This is a genomic window from Actinomycetospora chlora, from assembly GCF_039542135.1.
Taxonomy (GTDB): domain Bacteria; phylum Actinomycetota; class Actinomycetes; order Mycobacteriales; family Pseudonocardiaceae; genus Actinomycetospora; species Actinomycetospora chlora.
In genome coordinates, this window is record NZ_BAABHO010000034.1 from 26,987 (window position 1) to 43,572 (window position 16,586).

Below are 16,586 nucleotides of genomic sequence, written 5' to 3' on the forward strand. Positions count from 1 at the left end.
TCCCGTGGACAGCCGCGAACCCGGCCTGCTCGTCCCGGCGGCTTCCACCGTCGCGATGTGGATATCCACAGACTTGTCCCCAGCTGTGGGTCGATCGGGAGTCGAACGATCGCGGTGTGCTACCGGCCCCGGTGCTCGGCGCCGACGGGCGGCGTCTCGTCGCGCGGCGATGGCTCCAGTGGTCACGCTGGGTCGCTCACGTGCGCCGGAATCTCGACGGAGCGTGAGATTTCGGCGGCCGGGTAGCGGGGTCGGGCGGCGCGAGGGACTCCGTGGCTGCCCGAGGCGGAGCGAGGGCGTCCCTCGCTCCCTCGGGGCGCGCGAGCGGGGAGTTCGCGCGCGTCGAGGCAGCGAACCGCCCGTTCGCTGCTCCAGGGTGACGGGTGTCAGCCGCGGGCGCGCTGCTTGATGCGCGCGGTGAGCTCCTGGACCTGCTCGTAGGTCCGGCGGCGCTCGGCCATCTCCTTGCGGATCTTCTTGTCCGCGTGCATGACCGTCGTGTGGTCGCGGTTGCCGAACATCTGCCCGATGCGCGGCAGGGACAGGTCGGTGAGCTCGCGGCAGAGGTACATGGCGATCTGGCGGGCCAGGGCGAGCGCCTTGGTCTTGCCGGGGCCGCAGAGGTCGTCGATCGACACCGAGTAGAACTCGGCGGTCACGGCCATGATCGTGGGCGCGGTGATCTCCGACTGGCGGGAGTCGGGGATGAGGTCGCGCAGGACGATCTCGGCGAGCTGGAGGTCGATCGGCTGCCGGTTGAGCGACGCGAAGGCCGTGACGCGGATGAGCGCGCCCTCGAGCTCGCGGATGTTGCGCTCGATGCGGTCGGCGATGAACTCGAGGACCTCGGGCGGCGCGGCCATCCGCTCGCCGGCGGCCTTCTTGCGCAGGATCGCGATGCGCGTCTCGAGCTCGGGGGGCTGGATGTCGGTGATCAGGCCCCACTCGAACCGCGTGCGCAGCCGGTCCTCCAGGGTCTCCAGCCGCTTGGGCGGCCGGTCGGAGGACACGACGATCTGCTTGTTCGCGTTGTGCAGCGTGTTGAAGGTGTGGAAGAACTCCTCCTGGGTGCCTTCCTTGCCCTCCAGGAACTGGATGTCGTCCACCAGCAGCACGTCGACGTCGCGGTAGCGGCGCTGGAAGGCGATCTTCCGGTCGTCGCGCAGCGAGTTGATGAAGTCGTTCGTGAACTCCTCGGTGGACACGTAGCGCACGCGCATGCCGGAGAAGAGGCGCTGGGCGTAGTGCCCGACGGCGTGCAGCAGGTGCGTCTTGCCGAGCCCGGAGTCGCCCCAGACGAACAGCGGGTTGTAGGCCCGGGCCGGCGCCTCGGACACCGCGACGGCCGCGGCGTGGGCGAAGCGGTTCGAGGCCCCGATGACGAACGTGTCGAACGTGTACTTCTCGTTGAGCCGCGTCTGCGAGCGCGGGGCGCCGCGGGACGGGTCCGGCCCGGTGTCGCGCATCCCCCCGACCGGCTCGCCGGGCCCGCGCGGGGCCCAGATCTCGTGGACCGCGGCGAGGCCGTCGCGGACCTCGTCGACCTCCTCCTCGGGGTGGGCGCGGTCGGGGTTGTGCGTCACCCGTCCGACCCCGGCGGCCGCGGCGATGGCCTCCGCCCGGTGCGAGGACGTCGGCGACGACGCCGAGGACGTCGCCGCGAGGTAGCCGGTGTCCGGCCGGCCGTGCGGGTGGTGGCCGTCGGCGGACGGGTCGCCGGGCCCGTGCCCGTCGTCCTCCGGGCGGCTGCCGACGCGCGGCAGCGGCGCGGTGGAGGGACCGATGTCGGCGGCGGGGCGGGCGCTGTGGTCGACGCGGACCGCGAGCGAGACCGGGCGGCCGATGTGGCGGGACAGCGCGGCGACGATGGGGTCGCGCAGCGCCCGCTCGATGGCCTCCTTCGCGAACTCGCTCGGCGCGGCGAGCAGCGCGGTGTCGTCGAGCAGGCCGAGCGGGCGGGTCACGCGGACCCAGGCGCGCTGCTGCGGCGACAGGGTGGCCCCGTCGGCGGAGCCCGCCGTCAGTTCCGCGACCACCTGGCCCCAGGTGTCGTCGAGGTCGAAGAGCTGGTCCGACATCCGGCCACCCCCTCTGTCCCTGTGCCCGGCGTCCGGGGCGGCGTCGTGCGGCGCGTGACCCGTCGGCGGGCGCGCGCGTCCACAGTCCTGTCCACAACTGTGCACGACGACGCGCAGGCGGTGACGTGCGGGTACGAAGGGCGCCCCCCAGCGCCCTGACACGGTGGCCCATCCGGCGGCACGACGATCCCCGACCGCTCGGGGTCCGCGTCTATCGACGGGAGGAGGACGCTAACAAGCCTCCGGCGCGGGCCACAACCTCCCCCGGACGGCGGTGGCGCCCGATCGGCGACCGGCCTGCGCGGTGGCGCGGGGGCACCGGCTACCCTGGTCGTGACCGGATCCGGCGCCCGACGGGGTGGCCGGCACCCATCGTGGCGTCGCGTTCACGCGGCGCGCTCGGAGCAGGAGTTTCTGTCGTGGCCAAGGGCAAGCGCACGTTCCAGCCGAACAACCGTCGGCGGGCGAAGACCCACGGTTTCCGGCTGCGCATGCGGACGCGCGCCGGCCGTGCGGTGCTCGCCGCCCGCCGCCGCAAGGGCCGCGAGACCATCAGCGCCTGATCCGCGCAGGCGGGCCCGACCCCGCCGGACCGACACCGACGGGACCGCTCCGCACCGTGGACGCGGTCCCGTCGTCGTGTCCGGTGTCGCGTCGGGTCGCCCGCACGACCGCGCCGTGCTCCCCCGTGACCGCCGGATCACCCGGCCCCAGGACTTCCGCCACGTGCTGCGCCGTGGCCGTCGCGCCGGGCGTCGCCACCTCGTGGTGCACGCCGTCGTGGCGCCGCCAGGCCCGGCCGGGTCGGTGCCGCCGGTGCACCCGGCGCGCGCCGGGCTGGTCGTCGGCCGCGCGGTGGGCCCGGCCGTGACGCGACACCGCGTGAGCCGCCGGCTGCGGCACCTGCTGCGCCCGCGGCTCGAGGTCCTGCCCGCCGGCACCCAGCTCGTGGTGCGGGCGCAGCCGGCGGCTGCCGACGCGACCTCGGCGCAGCTCGGTGACGACCTGGACGCGGCGCTCGCGCGCCTGCGCCTCACGGACTGAAGAGGTAGTTGCGCTCGGTGTCGACGATGCCCCTGACCGGCCGCCACGCCCCGGCCCAGACCGACGCGTGGTACCCGAGGCCCGTCAGCCGCGTGAACAGGTCCGCCGCGGCGATCCCGTACTTGCGGGTGTGCCGGTCCTCGATCTCGAGCAGGAGGTGCGGGCGGTGAGCCGCGAGCGTGGCCGCCGCGCCGTCGACCAGGGCGCCCTCGGCGCCCTCGACATCGGCCTTGATGAGCGCGACCCGGCGCAGGCCGAGGTCCGCGACCAGGCCGTCGAGGGTCTCGACGACGACGGTCTCCAGGCGGTGCCCGCCGAACTCGCGGTTGGGGCCGGCGTCGCGGGCGCCGGCGGTCAGGTAGGCCCGGCCGTGCACGGGCAGGCCCCGCCGGAGCGGCACCGAGAGCGCCTCCCGTCCGGGCGCGGCGCCGAGGGCGAGCCGGTGCAGGTGCACCCATCCCAGCCCCGCGGCCCGCACCCCGAGCCCCAGCGCGCGGTGCGCCCCGCGCTGCGGCTCGACCGCGTGCACGGCGCCGGTCGGCCCGACGAGGTCGGCGAGCACGTGGGTGTAGAGGCCGAACTCGGCGCCGACGTCGAGGCAGACGTCGCCCGGGCCGACGAGCTCCGGCAGCCCGAGGATCTCCTTCTCGACGACGGAGCCGCGGCGGGCGGCGGCGGCGAGGACACGGTGCACGGCCCGCGCGCGGCGGGCCGGGCCCTCCGGCGTCCCGGCCGACGCGCTCCGTCCTTCGGAGGAGGGCCGTCCGTCGATCGACACGGCGCGGATGCTCCCACGGCGCAGCGACCGACCCTCGCGGGCGGTCGCTTCCCGGCCCGCGGACGGGCACCATGGACGGGACCGGAGCCGGCGCGCACGGCTTCCCCGGCTCTCCGGGGACGCGCCGCCCGGACCCCGACGAGGAGGACCGCATCGGTGGAGGACCGAGCACCGGTGCGGACCGCGCCGGGTGATCCGTCCGCGACGGCGCCGCCCCCCGCGGCGGAGGCGACGCCGGTGCCCGACCGCGCCGGGCGGCCGTCCGTGGCGGTGCGCGCGCTGCTCGTGGTGCTGCGCTTCTACCAGCGGTGGATATCGCCGATGTTCCCGCCGTCGTGCCGGTTCTACCCGAGCTGCAGCACCTACGCGATCGACGCGCTGCGCACTCACGGGGTGCTCGTCGGCACGGGGCTGACCCTGGTCAGGGTGGCCAAGTGCGCGCCCTGGCACCCTGGAGGCCTGGACCCGGTGCCGCCACGCGGTGACCGGACGTGGTGCGGGTGGCCCCGCCGCGCCGCCGACCCGGGGGCCGAGGGTCCCCACACCGAGGAGCGAGAGCCGTGCTGAACTTCATCTACTACCCCGTGTCGGCCATCATGTGGTTCTGGCACGAGGTGTTCGGCTTCGTCCTCGGACCCGCGAACGGCTTCGCCTGGGCGCTGTCGGTCATCTTCCTGGTCTTCACCCTGCGCGCGCTGCTGATCAAGCCCTTCATCAGCCAGGTCCGCTCCATGCGGAAGATGCAGGAGTTCCAGCCGCAGATCAAGAAGCTGCAGGAGAAGTACAAGAACGACCGCACCAAGCTCGCGGAGGAGATGCAGAAGCTCCAGAAGGAGCACGGCGTCAACCCGCTGGGCGGCTGCCTGCCGCTGCTCGTGCAGCTGCCGGTGTTCATCGGCCTGTTCCACGTCCTGCGCGGCTTCCAGCCGAACTTCCCGTACAACTACGTGTTCGACCGCGCGGACATCGAGTCGTTCACCAACGCCGACATCTTCGGTGTCCGGCTGAACGAGGCGATCGCCGGCGGCATGCAGTCGCTGGGCCACATCTCGTTCAACTTCGGCAACTTCCAGCCGCACGTCCTCCCGGTGGCGCTGCCGCTGATGATCGCCGCCGCGATCGCGACCCACTTCACCGCGCGCGTCTCCCAGCAGCACCAGAGCCCGGCGGCCGCGGCCAACCCTCAGGCCGCGATCATGGGCAAGATCACGATGTGGCTGTTCCCGGCCGGCCTGCTGGTCTTCGGCGCCTTCTTCCCGGTCGCGATCCTCATCTACTTCCTGAGCCAGAACACCTGGACGCTCGGCCAGCAGTTCCTCATCTACCGCAAGATCGCCCGCGAGGAGGAGGAGAAGCGAGAGCAGGCCCGCGAGCAGCGTGACGCCCTCGCCCCCCGCCCCGGGCAGAAGCCGCAGCGGCAGCGCGCGGCGACCGACGTGGACGTCGTGGACGCCGAGCCGGTCGACGTGGACACCCCGGCCGACGGGGCGACGGACGGGACCCCGGCCCCGGGCAAGGCCCCCCGACCCGGGGCGAAGCCCGGCGGCAAGAAGGGCCCGGGCAGCTCGGGGAACTCCGGCAACGGCTCGGGCAACGGCTCGGGCAACGGCGGTGGCAACGGTGCCGGCGGCCAGCGTCGCGCCCCGGGCAAGGTCGGTCCGGCACGCGGCGGGAACGCCCGCTCGTCGGGCAGCGCGACCCCGGGGAAGGTCGCACGGGCCAACGGCGGCGGCGCCCCCCAGGGCAACGGCGGCGGGGGCAACGGCGGCGGTGCGGCCAACGGCAAGAACGGGCAGCTCGCCTCGTCCGGCCAGGGCAAGCGGCCCAAGAAGAAGAAGTAGCCCGCGGGTGGCGGGCGCCCACGCAGGGCGCCCGGCCACCGCGAGCCCGTCCGGTCCTGCGCGCGACCATCCGCGGCGCGGACCGGACCCACGGACCCGCACGCGCGCGACGTCGGCGCGGCGCGTGCCAGAGACGGCCCCCGGGCCGGGCGGAAGGAGACGGCGTGTCGGAGACGGTGGCGTCGCAGGACGAGGTGGGCGAGGCCGGCGCGGCGGCGGAGGACGCCCCGCGGGCCGAGCGCAGCTCGGAGGACCAGCTCGTCCGAGAGGGCGACATCGCGGGTGACTACCTGGAGCGGCTGCTCGACATCCTGGACTTCGACGGGGACATCGACCTCGACGTCGAGGCCGGGCGCGCGGTCGTCAGCGTCGACGGCGGCAAGGACCTCGAGAAGCTCGTCGGTGCGCGCGGTGACGTCCTCGAGGCGTTGCAGGAGCTGACGCGCCTCGCGGTCCAGCAGTCGACCGGGTCGCGGAACCGCCTCATGCTCGACGTGGCCGGCTGGCGCTCCCAGCGCCGCTCCGAGCTGACCGACCTCGGCCGCCAGGCGGCCGAGGAGGCCAAGGACACCGGCCGGAGCCAGAAGCTGCGGCCGATGACGCCGTTCGAGCGCAAGATCGTGCACGACGCTGTCGCGAACGTCGGCGGGGTCCGCAGCGAGAGCGAGGGCGAGGAGCCCCGCCGTCGCGTCGTGGTCCACCCCGAGGGCTGAGGCACCGTGACGACGGAGCTGTTCCACGTGGAACACGGCGATGAGCACGACCCACGGTGAGCCCGTGGAGGACGCCGGAGGCGCCGGCGGGACCGGCGCCGAGGACGTCCCACCGACCCCCGCCGAGGCGGTCGCCGTGTTCGGTGACCGCCTTGCGGCAGCGGAGCGGTACGTGGCGCTGCTCGCGGGGCCCGGTCTCGCGCAGGGCGTGATCGGCCCCCGGGAGGTCCCGCGCCTCTGGGCGCGCCACGTGCTCAACAGCGCGGCCGTCGGCGAGGTCCTGCCCCGCGACGCGACGGTCGTCGACGTCGGGTCGGGTGCCGGGCTCCCGGGCGTCCCGCTCGCCCTCGCGCGTCCCGACCTCGCGATCACGCTCCTCGAGCCGATGGCCCGGCGGGTCGCGTGGCTCGAGCACGTCGTGGCCGAGCTCGGTCTCGACGTGACCGTGGTGCGCGGGCGGGCCGAGGAGCGCGAGACCCGCCGCCAATGCGGCGAGAGCGACGTCGTGACGGCCCGCGCGGTGGCCCCGATCGGCCGTTTGGCGACCTGGACGCTCCCCCTCGTGAGGGCGGGTGGGACCCTGGCGGCGATGAAGGGTGCGAGCGCGGCCGACGAGGTCGCCCGCGACCTCAAGGAGATCCGTGCGGCGGGCGGGGCGGAGCCCCGCGTGGTGCGCTGCGGCGTGGGAGACGCAGCGACCACCGTCGTGCTGGTAAGTCGGAGCGAGCGACGCGGCCACTCCCCCGCCGGAGGCCGCTCGCGCGGCAGGAAGGATCGTGCCCGTGACCGATCGACCGATGTCTAGCCGTCCGGTTCCACGTGGAACGTCGGGCGGCGACCGGCCCTCGGCCGAGAAGGTGCGGGAGGCGGTCAGCGACGCGGCCAACAGCGCCGGTGCCGGCGTCCTCGGGGCCGGCGAGGTGCTCTACCCCGGCGGTGACGAGGGCATGACCCCGATCGCCGAGGAAGCCGCCCGCGCGGCACGCGTGCTCCACCCCGAGGACCACCGGCTCCCCCGGCCGGCCGAGCGCCGCGTCATCACCGTCGCGAACCAGAAGGGCGGCGTCGGCAAGACCACGAGCGCGGTCAACCTCGCCGCAGCCCTGGCGCTGCACGGCGCGCGCGTGCTCGTCGTCGACCTCGACCCGCAGGGCAACGCCAGCACCGCGCTCGGCGTGGACCACCGCAGCGGGACGCCGTCGATCTACGAGGTGCTGCTCGGCGAGCTGACGATCGATCAGGCCGCCGCGGTGTGCGAGCGCTCCGAGGACCTGCTGTGCGTGCCGGCGACCATCGACCTCGCCGGCTCGGAGATCGAGCTCGTCTCGATGCTCAACCGCGAGTCGCGCCTCAAGAACGCGCTGTCCGACGACGCGCTCGACCGCCTCGACGTCGACTACGTGATCATCGACTGCCCGCCGTCGCTGGGCCTGCTCACGCTGAACGCGATGGTGGCGGCGCCCGAGGTGCTCATCCCCATCCAGTGCGAGTACTACGCGCTCGAGGGACTGAGCCAGCTCCTCAACAACATCGCGCTGGTGCAGTCGCACCTCAACCCCGGGCTCCACGTGTCGACGATCCTGCTGACCATGTACGACGGCCGGACCAAGCTCGCCGACCAGGTGACCTCCGAGGTGCGCAACCACTTCGGCGAGGTCGTGCTGCGCACCGTCATCCCCCGCAGCGTCAAGGTGTCCGAGGCGCCGGGGTTCGGCCAGACGGTGCTGACCTACGACCCCGGGTCGCGGGGCGCCATGAGCTACCTCGACGCCGCCCGCGAGTTCGCGGCGCGCTCGGTCGTCCGGCGGCAGACGGTGGAGGGGGCACGGTGACGGAGCGGACGGACACGGAGCGGAGCGGAGCTGGACCAGTCAAGACCGAACGACGCGGGGGTCTGGGTCGCGGGCTGGCCGCGCTCATCCCGACCGGCCCGCCCGAGACCGAGGCGACGCCCGCGTCCCGCCCCGGGATGGGTTCCCGGGCGACCGACGTCGTCTTCGGCGCCCGGCGCGGCGGCGAGGCCGACGAGACGTCGACCGCGGCGGCCGGCACCGGCACGACGCCGCCGGCCACGGAGGTGTCCGGCGGGGTCTCCGGCGGGGTCTCCGGCGGGGTCTCCGGCGGGGTCTCCGGCGCGGTCTACCGCGAGGTGCGCCTCGACGGGATCCGCGCCAACTCCCGCCAGCCGCGGCAGGTGTTCGACGAGGACGCCCTCGCCGAGCTCGAGCACTCGATCCGCGAGTTCGGCCTCCTGCAGCCGATCGTGGTGCGCGAGCTGCCGGCGCCGGAGCCGTCCCCGGACGGCGGGCCGACGCGCACCCACGAGCTCGTCATGGGCGAGCGCCGCTGGCGCGCGGCGCAGCGGGTCGGGCTCGAGCACATCCCGGCGATCGTGCGGCACACCGCCGACGACGCCCTCCTGCGCGACGCCCTGCTGGAGAACATCCACCGCGTCCAGCTCAACCCGCTCGAGGAGGCGGCGGCCTATCAGCAGCTGCTCACCGAGTTCGACGTGACGCACGAGCAGCTCGCGGACCGGATCGGGCGCAGCCGGCCGGCGATCACCAACACCATCCGCCTGATGAAGCTGCCCGTCGCGGTGCAGCGGCGGGTCGCGGCCGGGGTGCTGTCCGCCGGCCACGCGCGGGCCCTGCTCGGCCTCGACGACCCGGGCGCCCAGGAGGAGCTCGCGGCGCGGATCGTCGCGGAAGGGCTGTCGGTGCGGGCGGCGGAGGAGGCGGTCACCCTGGCGCGCGGCGGGAGCCCGCCCGCCAAGCGGGCGCCCGCGCGGCGGCCCATGCGTGCGCCGGGCCTGCAGGACCTCGCCGAGCGCCTGTCGGACCAGTTCGACACCCGCGTCAAGGTCGAGCTGGGTCAGCGCAAGGGCCGGATCGTCGTCGAGTTCGGCTCGGTCGACGATCTGGAGCGCATCGCGCGCCTGATGGGACGGGACCCCTCGGCGGGCCCTCCACCCCAGGATTGATCGTCGCGGCGCTCAGCGTCGATCTGGGGGCGCCCTGAGATCGACGGAGAGCGAGGGCCACCCCGGGACCGCTCGGGCCTCCCCCGGGTGGAGGGCGGGTTCGTCCACCCGGGGGACCGTGATCGGCAGGACCGGAGGCGGGGCCGGTAGCCTCGCCGCGGACCCGGTCGGGACGACGCGGTGCACGAGGTGCGCGCGACGGCCAGGCCAACGTCGGGGAAGGCGGGACGCGTGTCGCGGAGCTGTGTCGGGGTCACCCTCGACAACATCGAGGAGCTGCCCAAGCAGTGTCGCCGCTGCGTGTACTGGGAGATCCCGCCGCACCTGTCCGACCAGGCGGAGGAGTTCGGCACCGTCGAGCTGGAGAAGGAGGCGTGGGTCTCCGGCGTGCTCCTCGAGTGGGGCTCGTGCGGGCGCATCGCCCACGTCGACGGCGTCCCCGCCGGCTTCGCGTTCTACGCCCCGCCCAACGTCGTCCCCCGCGCCGCGGCCTTCCCCACCGCGCCGGTGTCCCCGGACGCCGTGCTCCTCTGCGGCCTGCACGTGCTGCCGGACTTCGCCGGCGAGGGCGTCGGGCGCCTGCTGGTGCAGGACGTGGTCCGCGACCTCACCCGTCGCGGCGTCAAGGCCGTCGAGGCCTTCGCCGACGACGCCGACCGCCCGCGCGCCGAGGCCCACGGGCGCACCGACGAGGACACGCCGACCTGCGTCCTGCCCGCCGCCTTCCTGCGGGCCGTCGGCTTCAAGACCGTGCAGCCGCACCCGCGCTGGCCGCGGATGCGCTACGAGCTGCGCACCGGCTTCAACTGGAAGGAGGACGTCGAGGCGGCCATCGCCCAGCTCCTGGGCTCGGTGACCATCTCGACGGCCCCGGCCGCCGCGCCGGCCCCGGCGCGGGCCGGCTGGTAGGAGCGGGGGTCCTCAGCGCGCGGCGGCCGGACGGTTGGCCTCGCGCTGGAGGACCTCCGCCCAGGTGAACGTGCCGGTGGGCTTGTCGTCCTGGCCCAGCAGGTAGAGGCGCTTGACGGCGACGAGGATCCCTTCGGCCACGACGTCGCGGAACCCCGGGTCGAGCAGGGCAGCCCGATCACGGTCGTTGGTGAGGTAGCCGATCTCGACGCGCACCGCGGGCATCCGCGTCAGGCGCAGGAGCTCCCAGGGGCGGCCGTGCACCCCGCAGTCGAGCATGCGGGTGCGGGCGAGCAGCTCGCGGTGGATGAAGCCGGCGAGGGCCTCGCCCACCGTCGACGTGGCGCCGCTGCCGGTGCCGAAGTGGAACGCGGCGAGACCGTTGGCGGCCGGGCTCGCGTTGGCGTCGACGTGCAGCGAGAGCACGACGTCGGCGCCCGCGGAGTTGGCGAACCCGGCGCGCTCGGCGTCGGTGGGGCAGTCCTGCGGGCCGTGGGAGAGCAGGGCCTCCATGCCGGCGGCCGCCATGCGCCCCTCGAGGCGACGGGCGATGTCGCCGACGAGGCCGGCCTCGGTGACGGCGTCCGCGCCGCTGCCCACCGACACACCCTGGTCGGCGCCGCCGTGGCCGGGGTCGATGACGATCCGCTTGCCGGACAGGCGCGGGCCGGCGCGGTGCAGCCGCTCCTGCTCGCGCAGGAGGCCGGGACGCCCGCCGGTGACCTTGCGGCCGAGGTAGCCGAGGTGGCGCAGCGTGCGGGGCCCGCACATGCCGTCGGGGCTCATGCCGTAGTCGCGCTGGAAGCTGCGCAGCGCCTGCTCGGTCTGCCGGCCGAAGACGCCGTCGGCGCGCCCGGAGTCGTACCCGAGCTCGAGCAGGCGTTCCTGGAGGGCGAACACGTCGTCGCCCGTGAGCGGCGCCTGCGTGTTGAGCAGGAGCATCCGGTCGCCCAGCGACCAGCGCGCGTCGCGCAGGGCCCGGTAGGTGGCGGGGCCGACGATGCCGTCGGTGATCAGGCCCCGGTGCTGCTGGAAGATGCGGACCGCCTGCTCGAGCTGCTCGTCGAACAGGGCGGGACCGGGACCGGTCGGCTCGAGGATGCCCATCTCCTCGAGTGCTGCCCGGACCTCGGCGACCGGCGGGCCGGCGTCACCGCGGCTCAGCAGCTGCATGCACTTCGCTCCCGTTGAGGACGGAGGTGTCGTCGCGCTTCACTGGAGCCTCATTGTGCCCTGTCCGGAGCGTCACGCCGTGCAGCGGGGCACCGCAGCGGGTCACGGTTCGGGCTCGCCGGGCCTACACACGACGGCGCCGGGCGTCCGTCACGGTGGACGGGCGCCCGGCGCCGGTGCGGGGTGCGGACTCAGCCGATGACGTCGGAGAGGTCGTCGAGCAGGACCGACTTCGGCTTCGCGCCGACGATCTGCTTGACGGGCTTGCCGCCCTGGAAGACCAGCAGGGTCGGGATCGACATGACCTGGTAGTCACGCGCGGTCGCCGGGTTCTGGTCGATGTCGAGCTTGGCCACGGTCAGCTTGTCGCCGTGCTCGGCGGCGATCTCCTCGAGCACCGGGGCGACCATCTTGCAGGGGCCGCACCAGGTCGCCCAGAAGTCGACGACGACGGGCTTGTCGCTGCCCAGGACCTCGTCGGCGAAGGTGGCATCGGTGACGTTCACGGGCGCGCTCATGGCGGGCTTCCTCTCGGGGCTGTCGGTCGGGGTCGAGAACGGTCAGGAGGGGGCGGGGACGGCGTCGCCGGCGGGCTCGGTGGAGCCCTCGTCGACCGAGCCACCCGTCGGGCGGGTGCCCGATCCGGCCGCGGGGCCCCCGTCGCGGGCGTGGATCGAGTCGAGCTGGTCGACCTCGGCACCGTCGACGCCCGGGGTGGGCGGCGGCGCGGTGTCGCGGCGGTTGTCCGGCTGCTCGGCGAGCCAGCGCTCGGCGTCGATGGACGCCTGGCACCCGCTGCCGGCCGCGGTGATGGCCTGGCGGTACGTGTGGTCGACGAGGTCGCCGCAGGCGAACACGCCGGGGATGTTGGTGCCGGTGCCCGGCAGGGCGACGCGGACGTAGCCCTCGTCGTCGGTGTCGACGACGTCGCGCACCAGGCCCGAGCGGGGGTCGTGGCCGACGGCGACGAAGAAGCCGGTCACGGCCAGCGTCTCCTCCTCGCCGGTCACGGTGTTCCGGATGCGGACACCCTCGACGGCGTTGTCGCCCAGGACCTCCTCGACCACGACGTCCGTGCGGATCGTGATCTTCGGGTCCTGGCGGGCGCGCTCCAGCATGATCCCGGAGGCCCGGAACTCGCTGCGCCGGTGCAGGATCGTCACCGACCGGGCGAAGCGGGTGAGGAAGGTCGCCTCCTCCATCGCCGAGTCGCCGCCGCCGACCACGACGATGTCGTGCTCGCGGAAGAAGAAGCCGTCACAGGTGGCGCAGGCGCTGACACCGCGGCCGAGCAGCTTCTCCTCACCGGGCACGCCGAGGTAGCGGGCCTGGGCGCCCATGGCGAGGATGACCGCGCGGGCGGAGTACTCGCGGCCGTGCGCGCGCACCGTCTTGACGTCGCCGGTGAGGTCGAGCGCGTCGACGTCCTCCGGGCGCAGCTGCGCACCGAACCGCTCGGCCTGCCGGCGCATGCGGTCCATGAGCTCGGGTCCCTGGATCTCCTCTGCGAAGCCCGGGTAGTTCTCGACGCCGGTCGTGGTCATCAGGGCACCGCCGAACTGGCTGCCCTCGAAGACGACGACGTCGAGCTGGGCCCGCGAGGCGTACACGGCGGCCGTGTAGCCGGCCGGGCCCGAGCCCACGATGATCACGTCGTGGATGGTCTGGTCGCTCACGTGGGCGTCAACGTCGCGGGGGACCTCAGGATTCCCCACCGGGCGCCGCCTACCGGCCGACGAGCGTGTCGGACACGGTGAGCGGTGCCCCGGCCGCGCAGCCGGGCTCGACGACGAGCAGCCGGAACCGCGCGGCCACCCCGGTGGGCAGCACGAGCAGCACGCCCTCGCGGCCGTCCACGACGACCTGCCGCGCCCCTATCGGGCGGACCCCCGCGGCGACGCCGTGCGCGGCCAGGCAGCCGCCGAGGCGCCCGGCGTCGGCCAGCGGCCCGTAGTCGGACCTCCCGAGGGCCGCGCGCAGGCCGGCGGGCCCGTCGCCGGCCGCGAGGACGGGTACCTCGGGCGCCGTGGGAGCCGGCGGCGCCGCGGTCGGGGCGGGGGGCAGCGCCGGACCTGAGGTGACCCACGTCACGACGAGGACGGCGGCCGCCGCGGCGGCGAGCACGACGGCGAGCACGCGGCCGACGATGGGGGTGCGGCGGACGGGAGGCGGCGCGGCCTCGGCCGCCCGTTCCCGCGCCAGCGCGGCGTCGACGTCGGCGAGCAGGCCCGGCGGCATCGCCGGCGTCCGCGCGCCGTGGGCCGCGAGGTCGGCGCGCGTGCGCTCCAGCGCCTCCCGCGTCGCGGTGTCGGGCAGCGAGGGCAGGTCCGGTCCGTCGTCCGTGGTCACGATCCGCCTCCCGTCCCGTCGCTCGTGGTCGCGTCCGTCGTGGGTTGGACGTCGTCGGGCGCCCGGGCGTTCCCGCGATGTGCGGGCGCGGCGGGCTGGAGGTGGCCGAGCAGGCCCGCGAGGCGCCGGCGGGCGCGGTGGCACCGGCTCTTGATCGTGCCCTCGCGGACGCCGAGGATCGCGGCGGTCTCGGGGATCGAGAAGCCGTGGACGTCGACGAGGACCACGGCCATCCGCTGGTCGTCGGGCAGGGTGGCCAGGGCGTCGGCGACCGTGAGGCGGGTCAGGTGGTCGTCGATGCCGTCGCGCGGCGCGGGCAGGTCGTGCCCGGCCAGCGGCTCGGTGGCGCGCCTGCGACGGCGCCGGATGCGGTCGAGGCAGGCGTTGACGACGATCCGGTGCAGCCACGTCGAGACCTCGGACTCGCCGCGGTAGCGCGGGGCGCTGCGCAGGGCCGACACGAACGTGTCCTGCACGGCGTCGGCGGCGTCCTCGCGGTGGTCGAGCGTGCGGTAGGCCAGCAACCACAGCCGCTCGGCGTAGCGGCGCACGATCTCGTCGAACGCGCCGGCCTGCCCGGCGATGTGCGCGGCGAGGAGCTCGCGGTCGCTGCGCGGATCGGGCACGCGGCGGACGGTAGACGCCGACGGCGCGGCGCCGGTGCGGTTCGGTGAAGCTCGTGCGGACCGGGTTCGTGCGGACCGTTCAGGGACCGGCGCGCTGGATGGTCACGTCGGCCAGCTCGCTCGCGAACTGGTTGTCGTCCTGCTCCTGCAGCGCCGTGATCCAGATGAGCAGGTTGCCGGTGGGCGGCGCGGCCTGCAGCGGGATCTGCAGCACGTCGCCCTGCACCGTGCCCGCGCCGAGCAGCTGCGTCTGGGCCAGCGGGACGTCGGCGGCCGGCGCGGACCGGATCTCGATGCGGGTGCCCGGGCTGGGTGAGCGGATCGTCACGGCGGCCACCTGTGCGGGCGCGGTGAACGTCGTCATCATCCCGATCCCCGGCTTGAGCGCGGGGAGCTGCTGGCGGTAGTCCGAGGTCGACCACGTGGTCGACGGGTCGTTGTCGGCCGCGCGGTTGATGCGTGTGGGGTTGTCCGGGCTGCCCGCGGGGCTGTAGACCGCGACGCTCGAGAGCTGCACCGGCCCGCCCGGGGTGGGCGCCGGCGTGCTCGGGGGCGGGGACGAGGGCGGGGCCGCCGACGCGGCGCTCGGGGCGGCGGGCGTCTCCGGGATGACGACCACGGGCGGCGCCGAGGAGCCGCCGCCGGCCACGACCGAGATGACCTGGTACGTCACGAACCCGAGGATGGCGAGCGTGGCGACGATGAGCGCCGTCACCCCGATGCGCAGCTTGCGCTTGCGGTCCGGGTCGGTGCCCGGCTCGGGAGCGGCGTCGTCGTGCCACACCTCGGTCGGGTCGTCGGCGTCGATGGTCTGCCCGTCCTCGAGCACCGGCAGCAGCACGCCGTCGTCCTCGAGGCCCTCGCGCATCTGGGTGACCAGACGGTGCACGGCCGCCGCCGTGCGGATGCCGCCGTCCTCGTCGAGCGTGCGGTCCACCAGCGCCGCGAGCTCCACCGGCAGGTCGGGCCGCAGCTGGCGGGCGGGGACCGGGTTGCCGTCGGGGCCGTGCGGGGCCGCGCGCAGCCCGGCCGGCGGGCGGGCGCCCTCGGGCCCGGGCCAGCGGGCGGTGAGCAGCAGGTAGAGCAGGGCGCCGAGGCCGTGGACGTCGTCGGCGTTCGTCGCGTCGCCGCGGGGCATCGGGAACGCGAGACGGGTGGCCGCCCGCGCGCTCACCCGGACCCGCTGCGGGTGGTCGAGCCCGAGGACGAGCCCGGACCGGTGCGCGGCGGCGACGGCGTCGGCCAGGGGCTGGATGACGCGCAGGGCCGCGCTGGGCCGCAGGGGGCCGTCGGCGACGAGCTCGGCGAGGTCGCGCCCCGGCGTCCACTCGGCCACGGCCGCACCGAGCACGCCGGTGGGCAGCGGGCTGCCGCCGGGCCGGACGACGTCGAGGATGCGCGCGGCGTGGGGGTGCTCGAAGTGCGCCGTGCGGGTGGCCCGCGACAGCGCGGCGGAGGCCTTGGCGTCGCCCTGCCACGAGCCGACCAGCAGCGTCACGGCGACGTCGCGCTCGAGCATGACGTCGCGCGCCTTCCACAGGGCGGCATCGGCGTCCCGGTCGCGGCCGACCTCGGCGACCAGCCGGTAACGGTCGGCCAGCAGCGTGCCGGGCATGAGCGCCCCGGACGCCGGGAACGGGCCGGAGCCGGGTCCGGTGCGCGCCGGGCCGCGGGGCGGGCGCCGGGGACCGGCCGGGAAGGGGCCCGACGGCGGTCCGGGCGGCCCGGCGGGTGCCCGCGGCGGGCGGGCGGCGGTGCCGTTGCTGCCGTTCGTGCCGTGGCTGCCGTTCGTCCCGGTACCGCCGTTGGTGCCGGGGCCGCCGGGAACCTCCGGCGTGCGGGCGACGTGGGTGGTCGGGCCGTCGATGCCGACACCGGTGGCGCGGGACGGGTGGGGCGGGACGGGCGGGGCCTCCACGCCGTCGAGGGCCTGGGTGGCCTGGGTGGCCTGCGTGGCCTGGGCGCCCTCGGCGGTGCTCTCGGACGCGGCCGGAGCCCCGGGCGCGGGGCCGGTGGTCGTGCGCTCCCCCGACGGTTCGCCGGCCACGTCCTCACCTCCCCCTGGAATCCGCCCGAGCGTACGGGACTGCGG

General features: G+C 75.2%; 17 protein-coding genes. 9 read left to right on the top strand and 8 right to left on the bottom strand.

Going from position 1 to position 16,586, the window contains the following annotated elements; all coding sequences use genetic code 11:
- Positions 1 to 386: 386 nt before the first annotated feature.
- Positions 387 to 2,078, bottom strand: a complete 1,692-nt coding sequence (gene dnaA / locus ABD994_RS20035) for a chromosomal replication initiator protein DnaA (protein ID WP_345419037.1) — start codon at positions 2,076 to 2,078, stop codon at positions 387 to 389.
- A 419-nt stretch (positions 2,079 to 2,497) separates the two neighbouring features.
- On the opposite strand from dnaA, the gene rpmH reads away from it, so the two are divergent.
- Positions 2,498 to 2,641, top strand: a complete 144-nt coding sequence (gene rpmH / locus ABD994_RS20040) for a 50S ribosomal protein L34 (protein ID WP_345419040.1) — start codon at positions 2,498 to 2,500, stop codon at positions 2,639 to 2,641.
- Positions 2,642 to 2,756: 115 nt separating this feature from the next.
- Positions 2,757 to 3,122 carry a ribonuclease P protein component gene (gene rnpA, locus ABD994_RS20045; protein ID WP_345419042.1) on the top strand — a complete coding sequence of 122 codons (366 nt, stop codon included), beginning with the start codon at positions 2,757 to 2,759 and terminating at the stop codon, positions 3,120 to 3,122.
- Here rnpA and ABD994_RS20050 read toward each other — a convergent pair.
- Positions 3,112 to 3,900, bottom strand: a complete 789-nt coding sequence (locus tag ABD994_RS20050) for an FkbM family methyltransferase (RefSeq protein WP_345419045.1) — start codon at positions 3,898 to 3,900, stop codon at positions 3,112 to 3,114. The genes rnpA and ABD994_RS20050 overlap by 11 nt on opposite strands.
- Positions 3,901 to 4,056: 156 nt before the next feature.
- On the opposite strand from ABD994_RS20050, the gene yidD reads away from it, so the two are divergent.
- The 7 genes from yidD (at position 4,057) to ABD994_RS20085 (ending at position 10,346) form a co-directional block, all read left to right on the top strand.
- The gene (yidD, locus tag ABD994_RS20055) at positions 4,057 to 4,467 is read left to right on the top strand and encodes a membrane protein insertion efficiency factor YidD (protein ID WP_345419048.1); all 411 of its coding nucleotides are present in this window, start codon (positions 4,057 to 4,059) and stop codon (positions 4,465 to 4,467) included.
- Complete coding sequence (yidC, locus tag ABD994_RS20060) at positions 4,461 to 5,741, top strand: membrane protein insertase YidC (protein WP_345419051.1); 1,281 nt, start codon at positions 4,461 to 4,463, stop codon at positions 5,739 to 5,741. Before yidD ends, yidC begins: the two co-directional genes overlap by 7 nt.
- A 164-nt stretch (positions 5,742 to 5,905) precedes the next feature.
- Positions 5,906 to 6,454 carry a Jag family protein gene (locus ABD994_RS20065; protein ID WP_425550091.1) on the top strand — a complete coding sequence of 183 codons (549 nt, stop codon included), beginning with the start codon at positions 5,906 to 5,908 and terminating at the stop codon, positions 6,452 to 6,454.
- 64 nt (positions 6,455 to 6,518) lie between these two features.
- Entirely contained in the window at positions 6,519 to 7,259 is a 741-nt protein-coding gene (rsmG, locus tag ABD994_RS20070; protein WP_345419054.1) for a 16S rRNA (guanine(527)-N(7))-methyltransferase RsmG, read from the top strand.
- Between the two features lie 142 nt (positions 7,260 to 7,401).
- On the top strand, positions 7,402 to 8,286 hold the full coding sequence (locus ABD994_RS20075) for a ParA family protein (RefSeq protein ID WP_345419150.1): 885 nt from the start codon (positions 7,402 to 7,404) through the stop codon (positions 8,284 to 8,286).
- Complete coding sequence (locus tag ABD994_RS20080; protein WP_345419057.1) at positions 8,283 to 9,437, top strand: ParB/RepB/Spo0J family partition protein; 1,155 nt, start codon at positions 8,283 to 8,285, stop codon at positions 9,435 to 9,437. The genes ABD994_RS20075 and ABD994_RS20080 overlap by 4 nt, the downstream gene beginning before the upstream one ends.
- A 231-nt stretch (positions 9,438 to 9,668) precedes the next feature.
- Positions 9,669 to 10,346 (top strand): GNAT family N-acetyltransferase, encoded by a 678-nt coding sequence (locus ABD994_RS20085; RefSeq protein WP_345419060.1) that lies wholly within the window; start codon positions 9,669 to 9,671, stop codon positions 10,344 to 10,346.
- Between the two features lie 12 nt (positions 10,347 to 10,358).
- Here ABD994_RS20085 and ABD994_RS20090 read toward each other — a convergent pair whose 3' ends face one another.
- The 6 genes from ABD994_RS20090 to ABD994_RS20115 all read right to left on the bottom strand — a co-directional run bounded on the left by ABD994_RS20090 (position 10,359) and on the right by ABD994_RS20115 (position 16,541).
- Complete coding sequence (locus tag ABD994_RS20090; protein WP_345419063.1) at positions 10,359 to 11,519, bottom strand: N-acetylmuramoyl-L-alanine amidase; 1,161 nt, start codon at positions 11,517 to 11,519, stop codon at positions 10,359 to 10,361.
- A gap of 191 nt (positions 11,520 to 11,710) precedes the next feature.
- Positions 11,711 to 12,037, bottom strand: a complete 327-nt coding sequence (gene trxA / locus ABD994_RS20095; RefSeq protein ID WP_345419066.1) for a thioredoxin — start codon at positions 12,035 to 12,037, stop codon at positions 11,711 to 11,713.
- A gap of 42 nt (positions 12,038 to 12,079) precedes the next feature.
- Complete coding sequence (gene trxB / locus ABD994_RS20100) at positions 12,080 to 13,195, bottom strand: thioredoxin-disulfide reductase (protein ID WP_345419069.1); 1,116 nt, start codon at positions 13,193 to 13,195, stop codon at positions 12,080 to 12,082.
- Between the two features lie 49 nt (positions 13,196 to 13,244).
- Positions 13,245 to 13,868 carry a hypothetical protein gene (locus tag ABD994_RS20105; RefSeq protein ID WP_345419071.1) on the bottom strand — a complete coding sequence of 208 codons (624 nt, stop codon included), beginning with the start codon at positions 13,866 to 13,868 and terminating at the stop codon, positions 13,245 to 13,247.
- Complete coding sequence (sigM, locus tag ABD994_RS20110) at positions 13,865 to 14,494, bottom strand: RNA polymerase sigma factor SigM (protein ID WP_345419074.1); 630 nt, start codon at positions 14,492 to 14,494, stop codon at positions 13,865 to 13,867. The genes ABD994_RS20105 and sigM overlap by 4 nt, the downstream gene beginning before the upstream one ends.
- A 79-nt stretch (positions 14,495 to 14,573) precedes the next feature.
- Positions 14,574 to 16,541 (bottom strand): protein kinase family protein, encoded by a 1,968-nt coding sequence (locus ABD994_RS20115; protein WP_345419077.1) that lies wholly within the window; start codon positions 16,539 to 16,541, stop codon positions 14,574 to 14,576.
- Positions 16,542 to 16,586 lie beyond the last annotated feature (45 nt).